This window comes from Parathalassolituus penaei, assembly GCF_026626885.1.
Taxonomy (GTDB): Bacteria; Pseudomonadota; Gammaproteobacteria; order Pseudomonadales; family Oceanobacteraceae; genus Oceanobacter; species Oceanobacter penaei.
Genome location: NZ_JAPNOA010000056.1, coordinates 317,846 through 333,644 on the forward strand (window position 1 = coordinate 317,846; position 15,799 = coordinate 333,644).

Annotated in this window: 10 protein-coding genes and 1 riboswitch; of the genes, 7 read left to right on the forward strand and 3 right to left on the reverse strand. The window is 55.7% G+C overall.

Translation table 11 applies throughout. The features are described 5' to 3' along the window. Window positions 1–31: 31 nt before the first annotated feature. Window positions 32–2,506 (forward strand): heavy metal translocating P-type ATPase, encoded by a 2,475-nt coding sequence (locus OUO13_RS16135; RefSeq protein WP_283174920.1) that lies wholly within the window; start codon window positions 32–34, stop codon window positions 2,504–2,506. 89 nt (window positions 2,507–2,595) lie between these two features. Here OUO13_RS16135 and OUO13_RS16140 read toward each other — a convergent pair whose 3' ends face one another. Further along, on the reverse strand, window positions 2,596–3,135 hold the full coding sequence (locus OUO13_RS16140; protein WP_283174921.1) for a YaeQ family protein: 540 nt from the start codon (window positions 3,133–3,135) through the stop codon (window positions 2,596–2,598). Between the two features lie 111 nt (window positions 3,136–3,246). Here OUO13_RS16140 and OUO13_RS16145 point away from each other — a divergent pair, with 111 nt between their 5' ends. The 4 genes from OUO13_RS16145 to cueR all read left to right on the forward strand — a co-directional run bounded on the left by OUO13_RS16145 (window position 3,247) and on the right by cueR (window position 8,234). Further along, window positions 3,247–3,531, forward strand: coding sequence for a helix-turn-helix domain-containing protein (locus OUO13_RS16145; RefSeq protein WP_283174922.1), 285 nt, complete (start codon window positions 3,247–3,249; stop codon window positions 3,529–3,531). Between the two features lie 41 nt (window positions 3,532–3,572). Continuing rightward, a complete protein-coding gene (locus OUO13_RS16150) occupies window positions 3,573–4,331 on the forward strand; it encodes an HNH endonuclease (protein ID WP_283174923.1) in 759 nt (252 codons plus the stop codon). A 109-nt stretch (window positions 4,332–4,440) separates the two neighbouring features. Further along, a complete protein-coding gene (locus OUO13_RS16155; RefSeq protein ID WP_283174924.1) occupies window positions 4,441–7,686 on the forward strand; it encodes a DUF3427 domain-containing protein in 3,246 nt (1,081 codons plus the stop codon). A gap of 125 nt (window positions 7,687–7,811) precedes the next feature. Then, window positions 7,812–8,234 (forward strand): Cu(I)-responsive transcriptional regulator, encoded by a 423-nt coding sequence (cueR, locus tag OUO13_RS16160; RefSeq protein WP_283174925.1) that lies wholly within the window; start codon window positions 7,812–7,814, stop codon window positions 8,232–8,234. Between the two features lie 32 nt (window positions 8,235–8,266). Here cueR and OUO13_RS16165 read toward each other — a convergent pair whose 3' ends face one another. Next, on the reverse strand, window positions 8,267–10,360 hold the full coding sequence (locus OUO13_RS16165) for a TonB-dependent receptor plug domain-containing protein (protein WP_283174926.1): 2,094 nt from the start codon (window positions 10,358–10,360) through the stop codon (window positions 8,267–8,269). A gap of 723 nt (window positions 10,361–11,083) precedes the next feature. Between OUO13_RS16165 and OUO13_RS16170 the strand changes: the two genes are divergently transcribed. After that, on the forward strand, window positions 11,084–12,511 hold the full coding sequence (locus OUO13_RS16170; RefSeq protein WP_283174927.1) for a hypothetical protein: 1,428 nt from the start codon (window positions 11,084–11,086) through the stop codon (window positions 12,509–12,511). Window positions 12,512–12,612: 101 nt separating this feature from the next. Here OUO13_RS16170 and OUO13_RS16175 read toward each other — a convergent pair whose 3' ends face one another. After that, on the reverse strand, window positions 12,613–13,086 hold the full coding sequence (locus tag OUO13_RS16175) for a MaoC/PaaZ C-terminal domain-containing protein (protein WP_283174928.1): 474 nt from the start codon (window positions 13,084–13,086) through the stop codon (window positions 12,613–12,615). 670 nt (window positions 13,087–13,756) lie between these two features. Between OUO13_RS16175 and OUO13_RS16180 the strand changes: the two genes are divergently transcribed. Then, the gene (locus OUO13_RS16180) at window positions 13,757–15,448 is read left to right on the forward strand and encodes an AMP-binding protein (RefSeq protein WP_283174929.1); all 1,692 of its coding nucleotides are present in this window, start codon (window positions 13,757–13,759) and stop codon (window positions 15,446–15,448) included. Window positions 15,449–15,529: 81 nt separating this feature from the next. After that, a riboswitch (cobalamin riboswitch) is annotated at window positions 15,530–15,668 on the forward strand. Window positions 15,669–15,799 lie beyond the last annotated feature (131 nt).

Sequence of the window (15,799 nt, forward strand, 5' to 3'; positions counted from 1 at the left end):
ATACTGACCGGGTAGTAACAAGGAGAGCGTTATGAGTGAACAACTCCCCACACGTTCGATTCAACTGAATATCGAAGGCATGACCTGCGCCTCCTGCGTTGGTCGGGTCGAGCGCGTATTGAAAAATGTCCCCGGTGTTGAACAGGTCAGCGTTAACCTCGCGACTGAACGTGCCGACCTGCTGGCCTCGACCCCGGTTGCCGATCTGGTGCGTGCGGTTGAACGTACCGGCTTTGGTGTGGTGCCGCCGCAGCCGGTGCAACTGGCCGTTGAAGGCATGACCTGCGCGTCCTGTGTTGGTCGTGTCGAACGGGTGTTAAAAGCCCAGCCCGGCGTACTGAATGCCGAGGTCAACCTTGCCACCGAACGGGCGCTGGTAGCCATAGAACCCGGTGTTGCCACCGAGACCCTGATCAAGGCCATTCGCAAGGCCGGATACGACGCCCATACCGTTGCCGCCGATAACAACCACCAGCAACGTGACCAGAAACTCGCCGAACAACAGACCCTCAAGCGCGACCTGCTGACTGCACTGCTGTTGACCCTGCCAGTATTTGTGCTGGAAATGGGCAGCCACATGATTCCGGCGCTGCATCATTGGGTGATGCAGAACCTCGGCACCGCCAACGGCTGGATTCAGGGCATTCTGACCACCCTGGTACTGCTGCTTCCCGGTCAACGATTTTTACGCCACGGCATACCGGCACTGCTGCGCGGAGGCCCGGACATGAACTCGCTGGTGGCCGTTGGCACCCTGTCGGCCTGGAGTTACTCCTGGGTATCGGTGTTATTACCGGGCAGCCTGCCGAGTGGCTCGGCCCATATCTACTTCGAAGCCGCTGCGGTTATCGTCACCCTGATTCTGCTTGGGCGCTGGCTCGAAGCCCGCGCCAAAGGCCAGACCTCCGCCGCCATCCAGCATCTGCTGGGGATGCAGCCACGTACCGCACGGGTACAGCGCGCCGATGGCCGCGTTGAAGACATTGAAATCCGCCTGCTGAACCCCGGTGATCTGGTTGAGATTCGGCCCGGCGAACGTATTCCGGTAGATGGCGACGTGGTGGCTGGCGACAGCTACGTCGATGAGTCCATGATCACTGGCGAACCTCTGCCCGTTGCCCGAACCGCTGGACAAGCGGTAGTGGGTGGCACCCTCAACCAGAACGGCATCCTGCTGGTACGCGCCACCCATCTGGGCGAACAGAGCGTACTGGCGCGCATTGTGCGAATGGTCGAACAGGCACAAGGCAGCAAACTGCCGATTCAGGCCATGGTCGATCGGGTCACCCTGTGGTTTGTGCCGGTGGTGATGGGGCTGGCACTGCTGACCCTGCTGGTGTGGTGGGCACTGGTGCCCGGTGTTGGTTTTGGTCAGGCACTGGTATATGCCGTTGCGGTGCTGATTGTGGCGTGCCCATGCGCCATGGGCCTTGCGACTCCAACCTCGATTATGGTCGGCACCGGGCGCGGTGCTGAAGCCGGTATCCTGTTCCGCAAGGGTGACGCCCTGCAGCAGCTGCAATCCATCCGTATGGTGGCGTTTGATAAAACCGGCACCCTCACCGAAGGCAAACCATCCCTGACTGATTTGCACACCAGCTCGCGTTATCCGCGCAAAATGGTGCTGGCCCTGCTGGCGGCGATTGAGTCCCGCTCCGAACACCCGATTGCTCGGGCGCTGGTGGCCGCCGCACAAGCCGAACAACTGCCATTACCAGCCCTGATCACCTTTGAAGCCCTCACCGGTAAAGGCATTCGTGCCCGTTGTGACGACGACGGCCACAGTCTCAACGTGGAGCTGGGTTCTGAACACTGGATTCGCAGCCTCGGTTATCCGCTCAAACAGTTTGCCGATCTGGCGCATCAACTGGCGAGTGAAGGCAAAACCCCGGTGTACGTGGTGATTAACGGCGAACCGGCGGCTGTATTTGCCGTGGCGGACCCCATCAAGGTCGACACCCCGGCCGCCCTCAAACGTCTGCACGACCTGGGCCTGAAAGTCGCCATGATCAGTGGTGATCATCGCGCCACCGCCGAAGCCATCGCCATAAAACTCGGCATTGATCATGTGGTGGCGGAAGTGTTACCGGATGGCAAAGTCGCCACCCTCAAGGAACTGCAACATCAATACGGCGCAGTCGCTTTTGTGGGGGATGGCATCAACGACGCCCCGGCACTGGCCGCCGCAGATGCTGGTCTGGCGATTGGAACGGGCACCGACATCGCCATTGAAGCCGCCGATGTGGTGCTGATGTCGGGCAACCTGCTGGCGGTGGCCAACGCCATCCAGCTCAGCAAGGCAACCCTGGCCAATATTCGTCAGAACCTGTTCTGGGCGTTTGCCTATAACAGCGCCCTGATTCCGCTGGCGGCCGGGGTGTTTTACCCGTTTAGCGGCTGGAGTTTGTCACCGGCGGTGGCCGCCGGAGCCATGGCGCTGTCATCGGTGTTTGTGGTTACGAACGCCCTGCGGCTGCGGCGTTTGCCACTGCCGGGGCATTCCTGAGCGGGGCATTCCTGAGCGGGGCATTCCTGAGCGGGGCATTCCTGAGCGGGGGGGGGAACAGCAGGCGTGAGCAGGGCAGGGCGAAGGTTTCAGCCCTGCCACACCTCGCTGGCAACCTCGATGCTGTGGTTTTCATCACCCAGCCACAGCAGGCCATCCTGAATCGTGGCCTGCAGTCTCATGGTACGCTGGTGCAATTGCTCCAGCTGGCTGACGGCCGCGGCGTCCAGGTTCACTACGCGCAAATTATCGTGACGGGCACACTCGGATTTCACGCTGTCCCACCACAATGCCGCCGGGCGGCCGTGGTAACCGTAAATGATCACCTGTTTGGCCTTATTGCAGGCCTTGCGAATGCGTTTGTCATCGGGTTGGCCCAATTCAATCCAGAGTTCGATCTCGTCGGAGTAATTGCGCAGCCAAAGGTCAGGTTCGTCATCGGTACTTAGGCCGCGAGTAAACTCCAGACGCTCTTGGGCATTGAAGGCAAAGGCCAATAAACGCACCATGATACGCTCAGTCGTTTCTGACGGATGCTGAGCCAGCGTCAGGTTAAAAGTTTCATACACGTGGCGATCCATATCCGAAATCGCCAGCTCCGCCTTGCAGATAGTTGCTTTAAGGGCCATGTTTTAAACGTCATCTAATGGCCCAGAGGCCGGAAGCCCGGCATTGTAGAACCACTACGATGCCGACGCGACCACCCATTTCATTAATGGAAGACCGAAAGGAAAATCGCCATGAGCTACCAGCAACTCAGTGTCAGTGCCCTGATCGCCGAAGTTGGGCATCGTGTTCGTGCCGCCCGGTTGGCCAAAAACCTCAGTCAGGAAGAACTGGCCCGCGCATCCGCCGTCAGTCGTTCCACCATCAAACGCCTCGAATCCGGCGGCGACAGCATCAGCCTCGGCAACCTGCTGACCGTGCTGCAAGTGCTGGATCAGGTAAACCCCTTTATTGAATCCCTGCCGGAACACAAAGGCGCCAAACAGCGGGCATCCAAACCGCGAAGTAGTGGGGCGTAGTAATTCCGGGAAACCTACCCGAAACCACAAGGACGATAACATTGGCCAAATCCAATGGTTGGACTCGCGAGCAGCTGCTCGTTGCATTTTATTTGTACTGCAAAATCCCATTTGGACGTTTTCACAGCTCTAATCCAGAGTTGATTGAATACGCTTCCCACATCGGCAGGACGCCTTCAGCGTTGGCGATGAAGCTTTCCAATATCGCTAGTCTCGATCCTTCTTTTCGAGAAAGTGGGCGCAAAGGTTTAGAAGGTGCATCAATCGCCGACAAGGCGATGTGGCAGGAAATGTCGCAGGACTGGGATACCTTCGCGGAAGCAGTAAATCAGGCGCTTATCGGTTTCCAGTTGTCGTCATTTTTACCACCGGAGCCTCCACAACCCGACTTTACCGGTGAGAATCGCGAGGTACTGACTAAGGTTCGCGTTGGTCAATCGCTGTTTCGTGGTGCTGTGTTAAGTGCCTACGAAAACCGTTGTTGTATCAGTGGGTTAGCGATTCCAGAACTTTTGGTTGCCAGTCATATTAAGCCTTGGAGCGCCAGCCCGGAGAATCGGCGCAATCCGGCAAATGGTTTGTGCCTCTCAACCCTGCATGACAAGGCATTTGATCGTGGGTTGGTCTGTGTGAACGATGATTTCACTCTTAGAATCGCCAACCGCTGGCGTCATTGGGATGATCCGTTTTGGCAGTCAGCCGTGGTTGCGTACGAAGGCAAAGAGATTTACCTACCGAAGAAATTTCAGCCGGAGCGTGATTTGTTGGCGTATCACCGTGAAAAAGTATTTGTTGATTGATGATGGCCAACGGGGTTCGTTGGGCATGATGTAACGTCGTTAAAGACGTGGTTTTTTGAGTAAGGGATTTGAGTTGAAGTCGTTAATTGTGGGTGGGGAAGGAGATGGATTGTGGTCGCATCTGCGTACGGTGTTGGCCACGGCAACCGAAGTGGATATTGCCGTCTCGTTTGTGATGGTCAGTGGGATAAACCTCATCTTTGATGACCTTAAAGCGGCGCTCGATTCTGAACGTAAAGTACGGCTGCGTTTATTGACCAGTGATTATTTGCTGGTTACTCAGCCGCCAGCGTTAAGCAGTCTGTTGTTCTTGGTCGAAGCGGGTGCCGATGTTCGTATTTATCAATGCGAGCGACAAAGTTTTCACCTGAAGTCGTATTTGTTTATCCGGCGTGAGCACGATGTTGTGGTTTCGGCGGATGCTTTTGTTGGTTCGAGTAACATCAGTCGGCCTGCGTTGTTGGATGGTTTGGAGTGGAACTACCACATCGACTATCCGAATTCCCTTGATCTCTCCGCTAAGGCTCGAATCGAAGAAGTTCAAGCAGCGTTCGAGGGGTTATTTGCCGATGAGCGTGTTGTGGCGCTGACTCCGGAGTGGCTTGAGTCGTATAAGTCGCGTTGGTCAGCTGCCCAGACAGCTATCGTTAAAAATGAAGAAAAAGAGTTGGTCGTCGCGACGGTTAAACCTAACGAGATCGAAAAGCCAGAGCCACATCCTCATCAAGATGAGGCACTACAGGCATTAGCGGCTACCCGTTTGCGCGGCTATCAGAAAGGTTTAGTCGTATTGGCGACAGGCCTTGGTAAAACCTATTTGGCGGCGTTTGATGCTGAACAAGTCGGAGCCAATCGTGTGCTGTTTATTGCCCATCGTGAGGAAATTCTGACTCAGGCTGAGCGTAGCTTTTTAGCCGTTTTAAGCCATAAGCGGATTGGTCGTTACAGCGGTACTCAGAAGGATCGAGATGCCGATCTGCTGTTTGCTTCTGTGCAAACGATTGGCCGTGCACAGCACTTGCAGCATTTCGCCCCCGATCACTTTGATTACATCGTGATCGACGAATTTCACCATGCCGCCGCCGGGCAATATCAAGCGTTGCTCAAGCATTTCAAACCCAAATTTATGCTGGGATTGACCGCCACTCCAGACCGTTCTGATCGTCTCGATATTTTGCGTTTTTGCGATCAAAACTTGGTGTTTCGGTTCGACCTGTTTGATGGCATTCGAGCCAAAAAACTCTGCCCATTTCATTACTACGGCATTTTGGACACGGAGGTTGATTACGACCATATTCCTTGGCGCAACGGCCGCTTTGATCCCAACAAACTGGCGAATAAGTTGGCAACGGTTGGTCGCGCCAAGCATGTACTCAAGGAATGGCGTAGTCGCGGCAAGCTCAAAACCTTGGCTTTCTGTGTGTCGAAAAAGCACGCGGACTACATGGCAGATTATTTCCGCAAAGAGGGCATCAAAGCGGCCAGTGTTCATACCGATTCTGGGTTGAGTCGCTCGGAGGCGCTTGATCAGCTAAAAACGGGCGAATTAACGGTACTGTTCTCGGTGGATTTGTTTAACGAAGGCGTGGATTTGCCGTCGATTGATACCGTGATGATGCTGCGCCCGACGGAGTCGAGCGTGTTGTTTTTGCAGCAGCTTGGGCGTGGTTTACGAACGGCGGAAGGCAAGCCGTTTTTAACGGTTCTCGATTTTGTTGGTAATCACCACAGCTTTAAAAATCGCCCTGGTTTGGTATTCGATTTTCCGAAAAAGCCAACGCAGGCCGATATGCTGGCCGCCATGCGGGAGCCCAATAAGTTTCTGCCTGAGGGGTGCTTTGCAAACTATGATCTCGAATTCATCGAGTTTGTTGCCTCCAAAGAATCCTCCGTGTTGGTGGAAAAATACTGGGAGCTGAAGACGCGGTATGAGCGGCGTCCAACCTTGCTGGAAATGTGGCGTTCAGGTGTTTCCATGAGCAGCTTGGGCAAGCAGTACGGCAGCTGGTGGGAATTTCTTGATCACTTGGAAGAACTTCGAGACGAAGAACTCGCCGTTTTAGAGCCAGCCACTCAGTGGTTTCGCGATTTGACCGATGAGCCCAAGGCACTGGAACCGCTCATGCAATTAAGTGCTTTGATGGAGTTTGGTATATCCGAAGCCGGTGTTGCTGAAAATAGAAGTGCAGCGGATGTGAAAGGCTGGCTGTCGGGGCAGAGTCAGTGGGTGGCGGCGTTGACGGATTCTGAGGCGACGTCTTATTCGGCAGAACGCTGGCAGACGTATCTGCGTCGGGCTGCCTTAACCACCTTGTTATCACCGACGGCCAGTGGTGTTCCTCTGCTGGTGGAAGACGAAGGTCTGCTGTATTTGAACGTCGAAATTGCGTCTGAACTATGGGCGCAATTCCGGACGATGAGCAGCGATATTTTAGGCTGGCGCTTGGCAGTCAAAGCTCGCGAATTATTGCCTGAGCCTGAGCCAACTTTGCCGGTGATTACTGACAAATCCGAGCTTTTGTACTTCCCACACATTCAAATGGCTTGCGGTCATTTCCGTAACGGTCATGCGGGTGATGAGCAGTTTGTCCGTACTCCGGAGTTTCTTAAGGGTACGAATCTGGATCGGTTGTTTGTGGCCCGTGCAAAAGGCAACTCAATGAATGGTGGTAAGTCGCCTATCTACGATGGTGACTATCTGCTGTTTGAGTACATCACTCCGGAAACCGCCGGGAAAATCAGTGATCAAGTGGTCGCGATTGAGCGACAGGACGTATCCGGTGATGACCAATATTTGCTGCGTCGGGTGTTAAAGCAGCCTGATGGTAGCTATCTGTTACGAGCGAATAATCCGGACTATGCGGACATGATTGCCACGGACGAAATGGTGACCTTTGCGCGCCTGAAGTCCAAGGTCGATCCATTAAAAATGTTCGTTGGCCAAGCCTTTATGCGCGAGGAAATTCCGGCGTTATTTGGCGTTGAGTATCAGGCGGGGTCTTGGGCCAGCGGTTACGTGCCAATCACGGGGACCAATAAACGGGTGATGCTGGTAACCATCAACTCGAATCGTGGTGGGCAGGATACCTACGCTAACTATTTTGTTGATCAGCATGTCTTTCATTGGCAGTCGCAGAACTCCACAACGCCGGATTCAAAACGTGGGAAGGAAGTTACGACTCCGCGGGCGGTTGGCGTGAACATGTATTTGTTTGTACGTGAAAACCGACTTCAGAAAAACGGCAAAGCGGCCCCGTTCGTGTTTTACGGCGAAGTGGATTACATCAGTCATTCTGGCAGTCAGCCAATTGATGTGAACTGGCGTTTGCTCGATACCACGTACAACGCTCAGTAAGCCGTTTCTGAAACCCACCGTTCCACCCTCAGGCCGCCGTTTGGCGGCCTTTGTTTTTGCGCTGCCGGTGTTTTCTGCGGATCATGGTTTTCTGTTTCTGATGGGTTGCGGGAGATTTTCAGGCTATGAACATTGGTGCGGCGTCGGAGGCTTCGGGCATTTCGGCGAAGATGATCCGTTATTACGAGAGTATCGGGCTGATTACGCCTGCGGGGCGGTCGGCGTCGGGCTATCGGCGTTATTCCGAGCGTGATGTGCATACGTTGCGGTTTATCCGGCGGGCGCGGGATCTCGGTTTTTCAATGGAGCAGGTGGCCGATTTGCTGGCGTTGTGGGGCGATTCAGGGCGGCAGAGTCAGGATGTGAAGGCGTTGGCGCAGCAGCATATTGATGGTTTGCAGCAGCGTATTGGTGAGTTGCAGTCGATGGTGAATACCCTCAACCATCTGGTGTCGTGCTGTGCCGGTGATCAGCGTCCGGACTGTCCGATTCTGGAGGATATGGCGGGCCTGGGGCGTTCGTGCTGTGAGGCGGGAGAGGGTGATTAACACTGGCCGCCGGGGCGGCCAGTGGGCTGTGGTTATAACAGGTACATTTTGAGGCCAACCGAGAACAGGGTTGGCAAGCCGGTGACTTCGTCGTAATCGCTGTAGTCGGCGTTGTAGTCGTATCCCACGACGTTGTTCTGGCCGTAGACGTTGATCAGGTCGATGTAGAAGTCGGCGGGTCGGTTCAGCAGCCGGATGCTGCGTTCGGCGCGCAGGTCGAGGTTGTGCTGGAACGGCAGGCGTTGCGAGTTGAGGTCGCCGTAGCTGGGTTCCCATGCGCCGAGGCTGTCGTCGTAGGTGGCGCCGGTAACCGGGGTGATCAGCTGGCCGCTCTGGGCGCGCCATTTAAGGCCCAGTGTCCAGTGTTCGTTCCATTGGTAGTTGGCGACGAGGTTCAGGATGACGGGCTGGTCGTAGCTGTAGCGGAAGTGGGTGTTGGTGAGTTCGTTGTAGCGGAAGGTGCGCGACCAGGCCAATGACATCCAGCCATCCCAGCGTTCACCGCTGTTTTTGTTGATCAGCAGTTCGGCACCAAAGGCACGGCCGTTGGCGTTGTTGCTGAAACGTGGCAGTTGCAGGTATTCGGCTTCGTTGAGGTCGGGATAGTAGTCGTCGCTGGGGCGGGCGATGACGAGGTTTTTCATGTCTTTGTAGTAGACGTCGAGGTTGATGTCCCAGAGGTCGGTGAGCTGGTGCTGGCTGCCCAGTTCGTAATGGGTGGATTGCGGTTGTACCAGGTCGGGGTTACCGGCGCTGGGCGAGTAGGGGTACAGGTTGTCGGGCAGTTTGTGGTAACGGCCGTAGTTGGCGTGGAACTCCCAGGCGTCGGTTGCCTGATAGCTGCTTTGCAATTTGGGTTCGAGGTAACGCTGGTCGGTGAAGTCGTCGCTGGCGTACAGCAGGCCGGGGGTGAGGGTGAGCTGTTCGGTGGCTTGCCAGCGGTCGCTGATAAACAGGTTGAGGCTGCGAATGATGAATTCGTCTTGCAGCAGGATTTCTTCCGCGCCGCCGCTGAGTTTGCAGTCGGGCTGGTATTCGTCACAGGGGTTGAGGCTGAGAACACCGGTCGAGGTGACGGTACGGTGTTCGGTTTGCAGGCCCCAGCCGAGTTCGTGCTCGGGGCTGATGGCGTGGCTGAATTCGCTGCGCAGGCCAATGTCGTCGGAGTGAATGTTGATGTGGTTGCTGTTGCCGAGTTTGAGGCGCAATTTCTGTTGCAGGTTGTAGGTGCCCACCCGGCTGCTGAGGCCGGATTCAAACTGGTGATCCCATACTACGCCGAGGCTGTGGAATTGCTGGTTAACGTCGATGCCACCGGCCAGTTCCGGGTCTTTTTTGACTTCGTCGGAGTCTTCATCAAACAGCAGGCCTGCCTTGTCGCGGGCGCCAAGCATTTGCAGGCTGATCTGGTCGTGGTCGAGTTGCCACTGGTAGCGACCCTGGTAGTCGTAAAACTCGGGTACAACGGTGAATTCAAATTCTTCGTCGTCGAGGAAGTTTTCGATGTAGTACTGGAACAGGCTCTGGCGCGCGGAGAAAAATCCGCCACGGCTGCCGTATTCGGTGTTGGTGCCCGATTCTACAAACAACCCGGCGCGTAGCAGGCTGAGGTCAATAATGCCTTGTTGGGTGTCCATCACGTCGCGGGAGCTGGCTTCAATAATCGCGCCGTTGGCGTTGTTGTAGTTGGCGGGGAAGGCGGCGCTGTCGAGGTTGAAGGTGTCGAGGGTGTTGTCGTTAAGAATGCTGCTGCCGTCGTTGTGGAAGACGTATCCCACCGGCAGGAAATCAACAATATAAAGGTTGTCTTCCGGGGACGAGCCGCGTACGGCGGGTTCCGGGTTGTTGTTGGCGAAGGTGACGCCGGGCAGGCTGCCAATGGCTTTGAGCGGGTCGTTACCGGCTCCGGCGACTTTGACCAGGCGTTGGGTCTGGATCACTTGTGGCTGTTCCACTTCGCCCAGTACGTACACTTCTTCGATAACGGGTGATGGGCTGGTGGCTGCGGCGTCTTCGGCTTGGGCGGTCTCTTCGGCCTGTGCCGCGGGCAGGTTTAACGCCAGTAGCAGTGTTGGTATCAGGGGGCGGCAAGTCATGGCTGCACGCCAGGATTCTGGGATCGACATGATCGTTCTTCCTTGTTGATAGTTCGGTCGCCAGCGGCGATTGGCTGGCATTGTAAAGGCAATATATCGAATGGAATATGAGCAGTTTGATTGTCTGGGTATGGTGAGGGGCTGGTGGGCATAAATGCCCACCCTACGGGGAGTGTCGATCGGTTAAGGGCTTATTAATAAGCCTGAATATTGATTGCTGAATTTACCCAGCGCAGCTGGCTACCGAATGCCCATCTGGGCGAGCCGGGATTCACCGCAACGGCCGACCCGGCCGGGGCATGGATGCCCCGCCAGACCAGTCGGCACATGGATGTGCCGTCTGGCCGGGGTCGAAAAGCCGTTGTCGGTGAAAACCGGAAACACGAGCCCAGCCGGGCAAAAGCAGGGGGAGGCCCGCCCGGCCGGGGGACAAGGTCCCCCATGAGGGCATGCGGTGGTGCCAATTAACAAGCCGAGCAGATCGTGAACATCCGACGCTGGAACGAAGCGTAAGAAAGCCCGCACGACGTTGCTGATATCGGTGTTTCTAGCGGTGTGTTTGTGCGTTGTGTGATTGCTGCCAAAGGGGCGCTGTTGCACAATGCCGCGTCTTTTGGCTTGCCGCTCCGAGCGCTGCAAAGTCTCTGCAACAGGGTGTGTTCAGGCTGTATGTGGGTGCCCAATGGGCTGCTGTGATCGGGAAGTCTGTCTGTTTTTGTCCGTGGTCGTCTGATGGCCCGCGGAGGGGTGAATATGGAACGTTTCTGCGCGCGTGCCGGTTTGGGTGCGGCGCTGATGATGCTGGTGGCCTTGCCTGCTCTGGCGGCTAACCAGTCTGCAAAATTGGTCAAGACCCCGGCGGTCAAGGCCAGTACTCAGGCCGAACTGGCCGCGTCGGATGTGGTTCGTCCGGCCGATCCTCGCAAGATTCCCGGTTTGCTGGATGCTGGGCTGGAAGCCTGGCTGCAGGCCGATGATGCTGCTTTGCTGCCGCTGGCGTCTGAGCTGATTTCCCTTGAAAAACGTCTTGCGCCGTCGGCGCGCCAATTTGCCTGGTACTGGCAGGCGCGTGCCTTGTTGCGGCGCGGTGGTGCCGATGACCTGCTGGCGGTGAATGATTTGCTGGGGCGTATGACGGCAGGCGATCCGTTAACCCTTCTGGCTTATGCCGGTCTGATTCTGGCGGCCGATCAGCAGCAGATGAAACCTGACTTGCTGGCGTTCCTGATGCAGCGCATGGCGGATTCGCTGGCGGTCCGTCCGAGTCCGGAGTTGCAGCCATTGGCCGACAGTCTGCGTTTGCTGGTGATCCGGCGTCTGATGGAGTCGGGTGATTCGGCATTGGCGATTTCTATGGTGGCCGAGCTTGATGTGCGTTTCAGTCCGTATGCCGCGGCGTTGGTGCAGGTTGCCATGAGTCCGCTGCGTGATTCGGTGTCGTGGCTGGGGGTGCCATGGCCCGATAGCAACACCAATCTGGTGTGGACGCCGCTGTTGCGCGATGTGCGTCTGGCTATGGTGGATACCCTGCGGGCGTTGGGTAGTGATCAGCTGATCCAGAACGAGCGGGCCGAGTGGGTGGCGTCGATTCGTGACCACATGCTGGCGGTACGTGCCTGGCAGTCGCCTCGGGTGTTGAAAGAAACCACGTTGTTGTGGCGCGGTCGTTTGCTGATTCCGGATGGCAACGAGCCTGATCTGGCGTTCCAGCAGTTTGTGGGTTGTGAGGGTGGAAGTGCGGTGCTGCGGTGTTCCGGTCTGGCGCTGGAGTATCTGTTCCCGGTGTTTGCCACTCGTTCGGTGCGCGATGCCTTGTCGGCGTTTAATGATATTGCCCAGGCCAGTGATGATCTGGCCGATACGCATACGGAGCTGGAAGCCTTGATCCGGGATCAGTCGGCCAGTTTGTTTGATTCCGATAGCTCGTTTGATCTGCTCGGTAGCGATGATCATCAGGATTTCAGCGTAGGGCTTGAGCGAGGTGAGCGCGAATATCCGTTATCGGAGCTGAATCGCTTGTCGCAGGCGATGGCTGAGCATGTGGATATTATGGAAGTACAGCAGCGTGATGCGCTGGTCGCGCAGATTTTGCTGGGGCTGGCGGAGCGTCGTCAGCATCTGGGCGGGTTTGGGCGACAGGTGCGCTCACAAGCTCGAATGGGCGTGTGGGCTCTGCGTTGAGCTGATAACTCGCAAATGGCACGCTCGTGTGCTCCTGTGAGGGGAAAGTTCCCGCTTCAGTCAGGCGTACACGAGTGTGTTACATCGAAAACGGGCAGTGCTTAACCGAACGTAATCGGTGGCAGTTCTGGCATGTCGATGGTCATTTTTTCGGTTGGGGCAATCACGGTCGCTTCGCCGGTCACAACTACTTTGCCGCTCTGGTTGGTCAGGGTGGTGTCAAAAATCACCAGGCCTTTTTTGTCGATCTTTTCTTTGACGGTCAGCTTCACGGTAATGGTGTCGCCAATCATGATCGGGCGTTTGAACGCCAGATTCTGTCCCATATAAACAGTGCCTGGTCCTGGCAGCTCCATCGCCAGACCTGCAGAGATCAGGGCGCCGGAATACATGCCGTGAGCAATCTGGCCCTTGAATTGGGTGGTGGCAGCGTATTCAGGGTTCAAGTGCAGCGGGTTGTGGTCGCCGGATACGGCCGCAAACAGTTGCAGATCACGTTCCACAATCTGGTGAGTACGCTCGCAGCTGTCGCCGATGGCCAGTTCGTCGTAGGTACGGTTGGTAATGGTTTCCATGGAGTCTTGTCCTCTGACGTGGGTGCAAAACCGGGTCCTTCCCCGGAGAATGGCGCGAAGTTTACCCACTTTTCCCTGCATTGGTATGTCAGTTTGCCCGTTATGGCAGCAATACCCACGGAAACTTGTCCTGTGGCAGGTTGGGATGGCAAGTTGTTTTGCCTGCTTCTCAGGCTTCGAACTTCACTCGTATTGGCTGGTCGCGCTGGACGCTTGTTCGGTAAACGGTCAGTTCGTGGTCGGTTGATCGGCTGTAACGGTTGGCAACTTCTATACTGATTTATGTGATCGTAACCCGGTGGTCATGCGCGCTTGCTGAAATCAGCCTGGAGCGCGGATTTGTTTAACGGGTCGACAGAGAAGTATGAGTCGATTGTACGTGTGTTGTGAGTGTGAGGTGCTCTGTCACGAGTGTGTTGGATGGCTGATTCGTGCCGACAGGTTGTTAATGTTAGGACACGAGTGGTTATTTAGTCGCCATTTTCGGCAGTAAATGGCTTTTTAAGGGATTTTCGGAAAGGCATCTTTTCCTTTAATTCATTATAAAGTTACACTGCCTTGGCAAGCCTGATGCAGACTTGTTGCTAATCCCATGCCAGAATCCGGGGTTTTCGCAATCAGGGTCTGCTTTTGAATAACAAGAAGAAGCAGGAATACACAGGAGTCATCGATGAACGAGCAGTTTTTTCAGGAGCGTTATCCGAAGGAGTATCCGGGTACGATTGATACCAACAAGTACAACTCCCTGGTCGAACTGATCGACAAGTTTCTCAGTAAGTTTGCCTCGCGCCCGGCTTTTATGTGCCTGGGGCAAACCATGTCGTTTGCTGAACTCGATCGCCTGAGTATGCAGTTTGCTGCCTGGTTGCAGCAGGACCTTGGCCTCAAGCCGGGTGAACGTATCGCCGTGCAGCTGCCCAATATCCTGCAATATCCGGTGGTGCTGTTTGGTGCCCTGCGAGCTGGTCTGATTGTGGTGAACACCAATCCGCTCTATACCGAGCGTGAGATGGAACACCAGTTCAACGATTCCGGCGCGGTGGCGCTGGTGGTGCTGGCCAACATGGCTGCCAAGGCCGAGAACGTGTTGCCACGTACCGGTATTCGTCATGTGATTGTGACTGAAATTGCCGATTTGCATCCGCTGTTCAAACGTCTGCTGATCAACAACGTGGTTCGCCATGTGAAGAAGCAGGTGCCAGCCTATAACCTGCCAAACGCCATTTCTTTCCGTGCGGCACTGGCGGCCGGTGAAAAACGCACCCTCAAGCCAGTGGCTATGCAGGCCGATGACGTGGCGGTGTTGCAATACACCGGTGGTACGACCGGGATTGCCAAGGGTGCCATGCTGACCCACCGCAATCTGGTTGCCAACATGATGCAATGTCACGGCCTGTTCAACATGGTGCTGAAAGAAGGACAGGAAACCGTCATAGCACCGCTGCCGCTGTACCATATTTATGCCTTTACCGTGCACTGCATGGTGTTGCTGGAAACCGGTAATTGCTCGCTGCTGATTCCGAATCCGCGTGATATTCCGGGTTTTATCAAAACCCTGCAGGGTGTGCCGTTCAGTGGTTTTGTTGGTCTGAACACCCTGTTTGCCGGTCTGTGTGCGCAGGAAGACTTCCGCGCGCTGGATTTCAGTAATCTCAAGTTGACCATTTCTGGCGGTATGGCGCTGACCTCGCCGGTGGCGCAACGCTGGAAGGATGTGACCGGTTGTGAAATCGCCGAAGGTTACGGCATGACCGAAACCTCGCCGGTGGTGTCATTTAACCCGCCGGGTTACATCAAACAGGGCACCATTGGTATGCCGGTATCCAGCACCGCCTGCAAAGTGGTCGACGATAACGGTGTGGAACTGCCGATGGGTGAGCCGGGCGAGTTGTGTGTGCGCGGTCCGCAGGTAATGAAAGGTTACTGGAAGCGTGAAGCCGCGACCGACGAAGCCTTCCTGCCTGCGAGTAACGGTGGTCCGGGTCGTGAGTGGTTAAAAACCGGTGATGTCGCGGTGATCATGGAAGACGGTTATATGAAGATTGTCGATCGTAAAAAAGACATGATTATTGTGTCGGGCTTTAATGTGTATCCAAACGAAGTCGAAGACATTGTGGTGGCGCATCCGGAAGTGATGGAGGCGGCGGCCATTGGTGTGCCAGATGAAAAAAGCGGCGAAGCGGTCAAAGTGTTTGTGGTTGTGCGCAAGGATTCTGCAGTGACGTCGGACGATTTACGTGCCTGGTGCAAGGAACGCCTCACCAGTTACAAGGTGCCGAAGACATTTGAGTTCCGTCTGGAGCTGCCAAAAACCAACGTTGGCAAGATTCTGCGTCGCGAGTTACGCGATACCGCCAAATAATCCCCTCTCAAATCAACGACCCGGCGTCTGCCGGGTCGCCGATTGGCCTCGATCCTGCTATAGTCGCGCCGAATTCGGTCAGGTGCCTTCTGATGTGCTGGTGTAATACCGGTCATGAGTGGCTTGAATGGGAATCCGGTGCAAATCCGGGACTGTACCCGCAACTGTAAGCCGCTGCTAATGCGGCAAGTCAGATACCAGCCTGCAATTTCTGGATTTCTATTCGTGCGGGAGTACACGGATAACATCATCCCTGATCGCCGGTCATCAGCACTGGCTCCGGATTTTGTTCGGTTCCCGTCGGTTGTTGTTGGCTGGTCATAGCATTGGAAGCGGTGGCAGTCTTGATCG

What these genes read in the sequence shown, in the direction of transcription:
- OUO13_RS16165 (WP_283174926.1), bottom strand. Translation starts at nt 10,360, where the DNA reads ATGTCGATCCCAGAATCCTGGCGTGCAGCCATGACTTGCCGCCCCCTG.
- OUO13_RS16135 (WP_283174920.1), top strand. Translation starts at nt 32, where the DNA reads ATGAGTGAACAACTCCCCACACGTTCGATTCAACTGAATATCGAAGGC.
- OUO13_RS16175 (WP_283174928.1), bottom strand. Translation starts at nt 13,086, where the DNA reads ATGGAAACCATTACCAACCGTACCTACGACGAACTGGCCATCGGCGAC.
- OUO13_RS16140 (WP_283174921.1), bottom strand. Translation starts at nt 3,135, where the DNA reads ATGGCCCTTAAAGCAACTATCTGCAAGGCGGAGCTGGCGATTTCGGAT.
- OUO13_RS16145 (WP_283174922.1), top strand. Translation starts at nt 3,247, where the DNA reads ATGAGCTACCAGCAACTCAGTGTCAGTGCCCTGATCGCCGAAGTTGGG.
- OUO13_RS16170 (WP_283174927.1), top strand. Translation starts at nt 11,084, where the DNA reads ATGGAACGTTTCTGCGCGCGTGCCGGTTTGGGTGCGGCGCTGATGATG.
- cueR (WP_283174925.1), top strand. Translation starts at nt 7,812, where the DNA reads ATGAACATTGGTGCGGCGTCGGAGGCTTCGGGCATTTCGGCGAAGATG.
- OUO13_RS16180 (WP_283174929.1), top strand. Translation starts at nt 13,757, where the DNA reads ATGAACGAGCAGTTTTTTCAGGAGCGTTATCCGAAGGAGTATCCGGGT.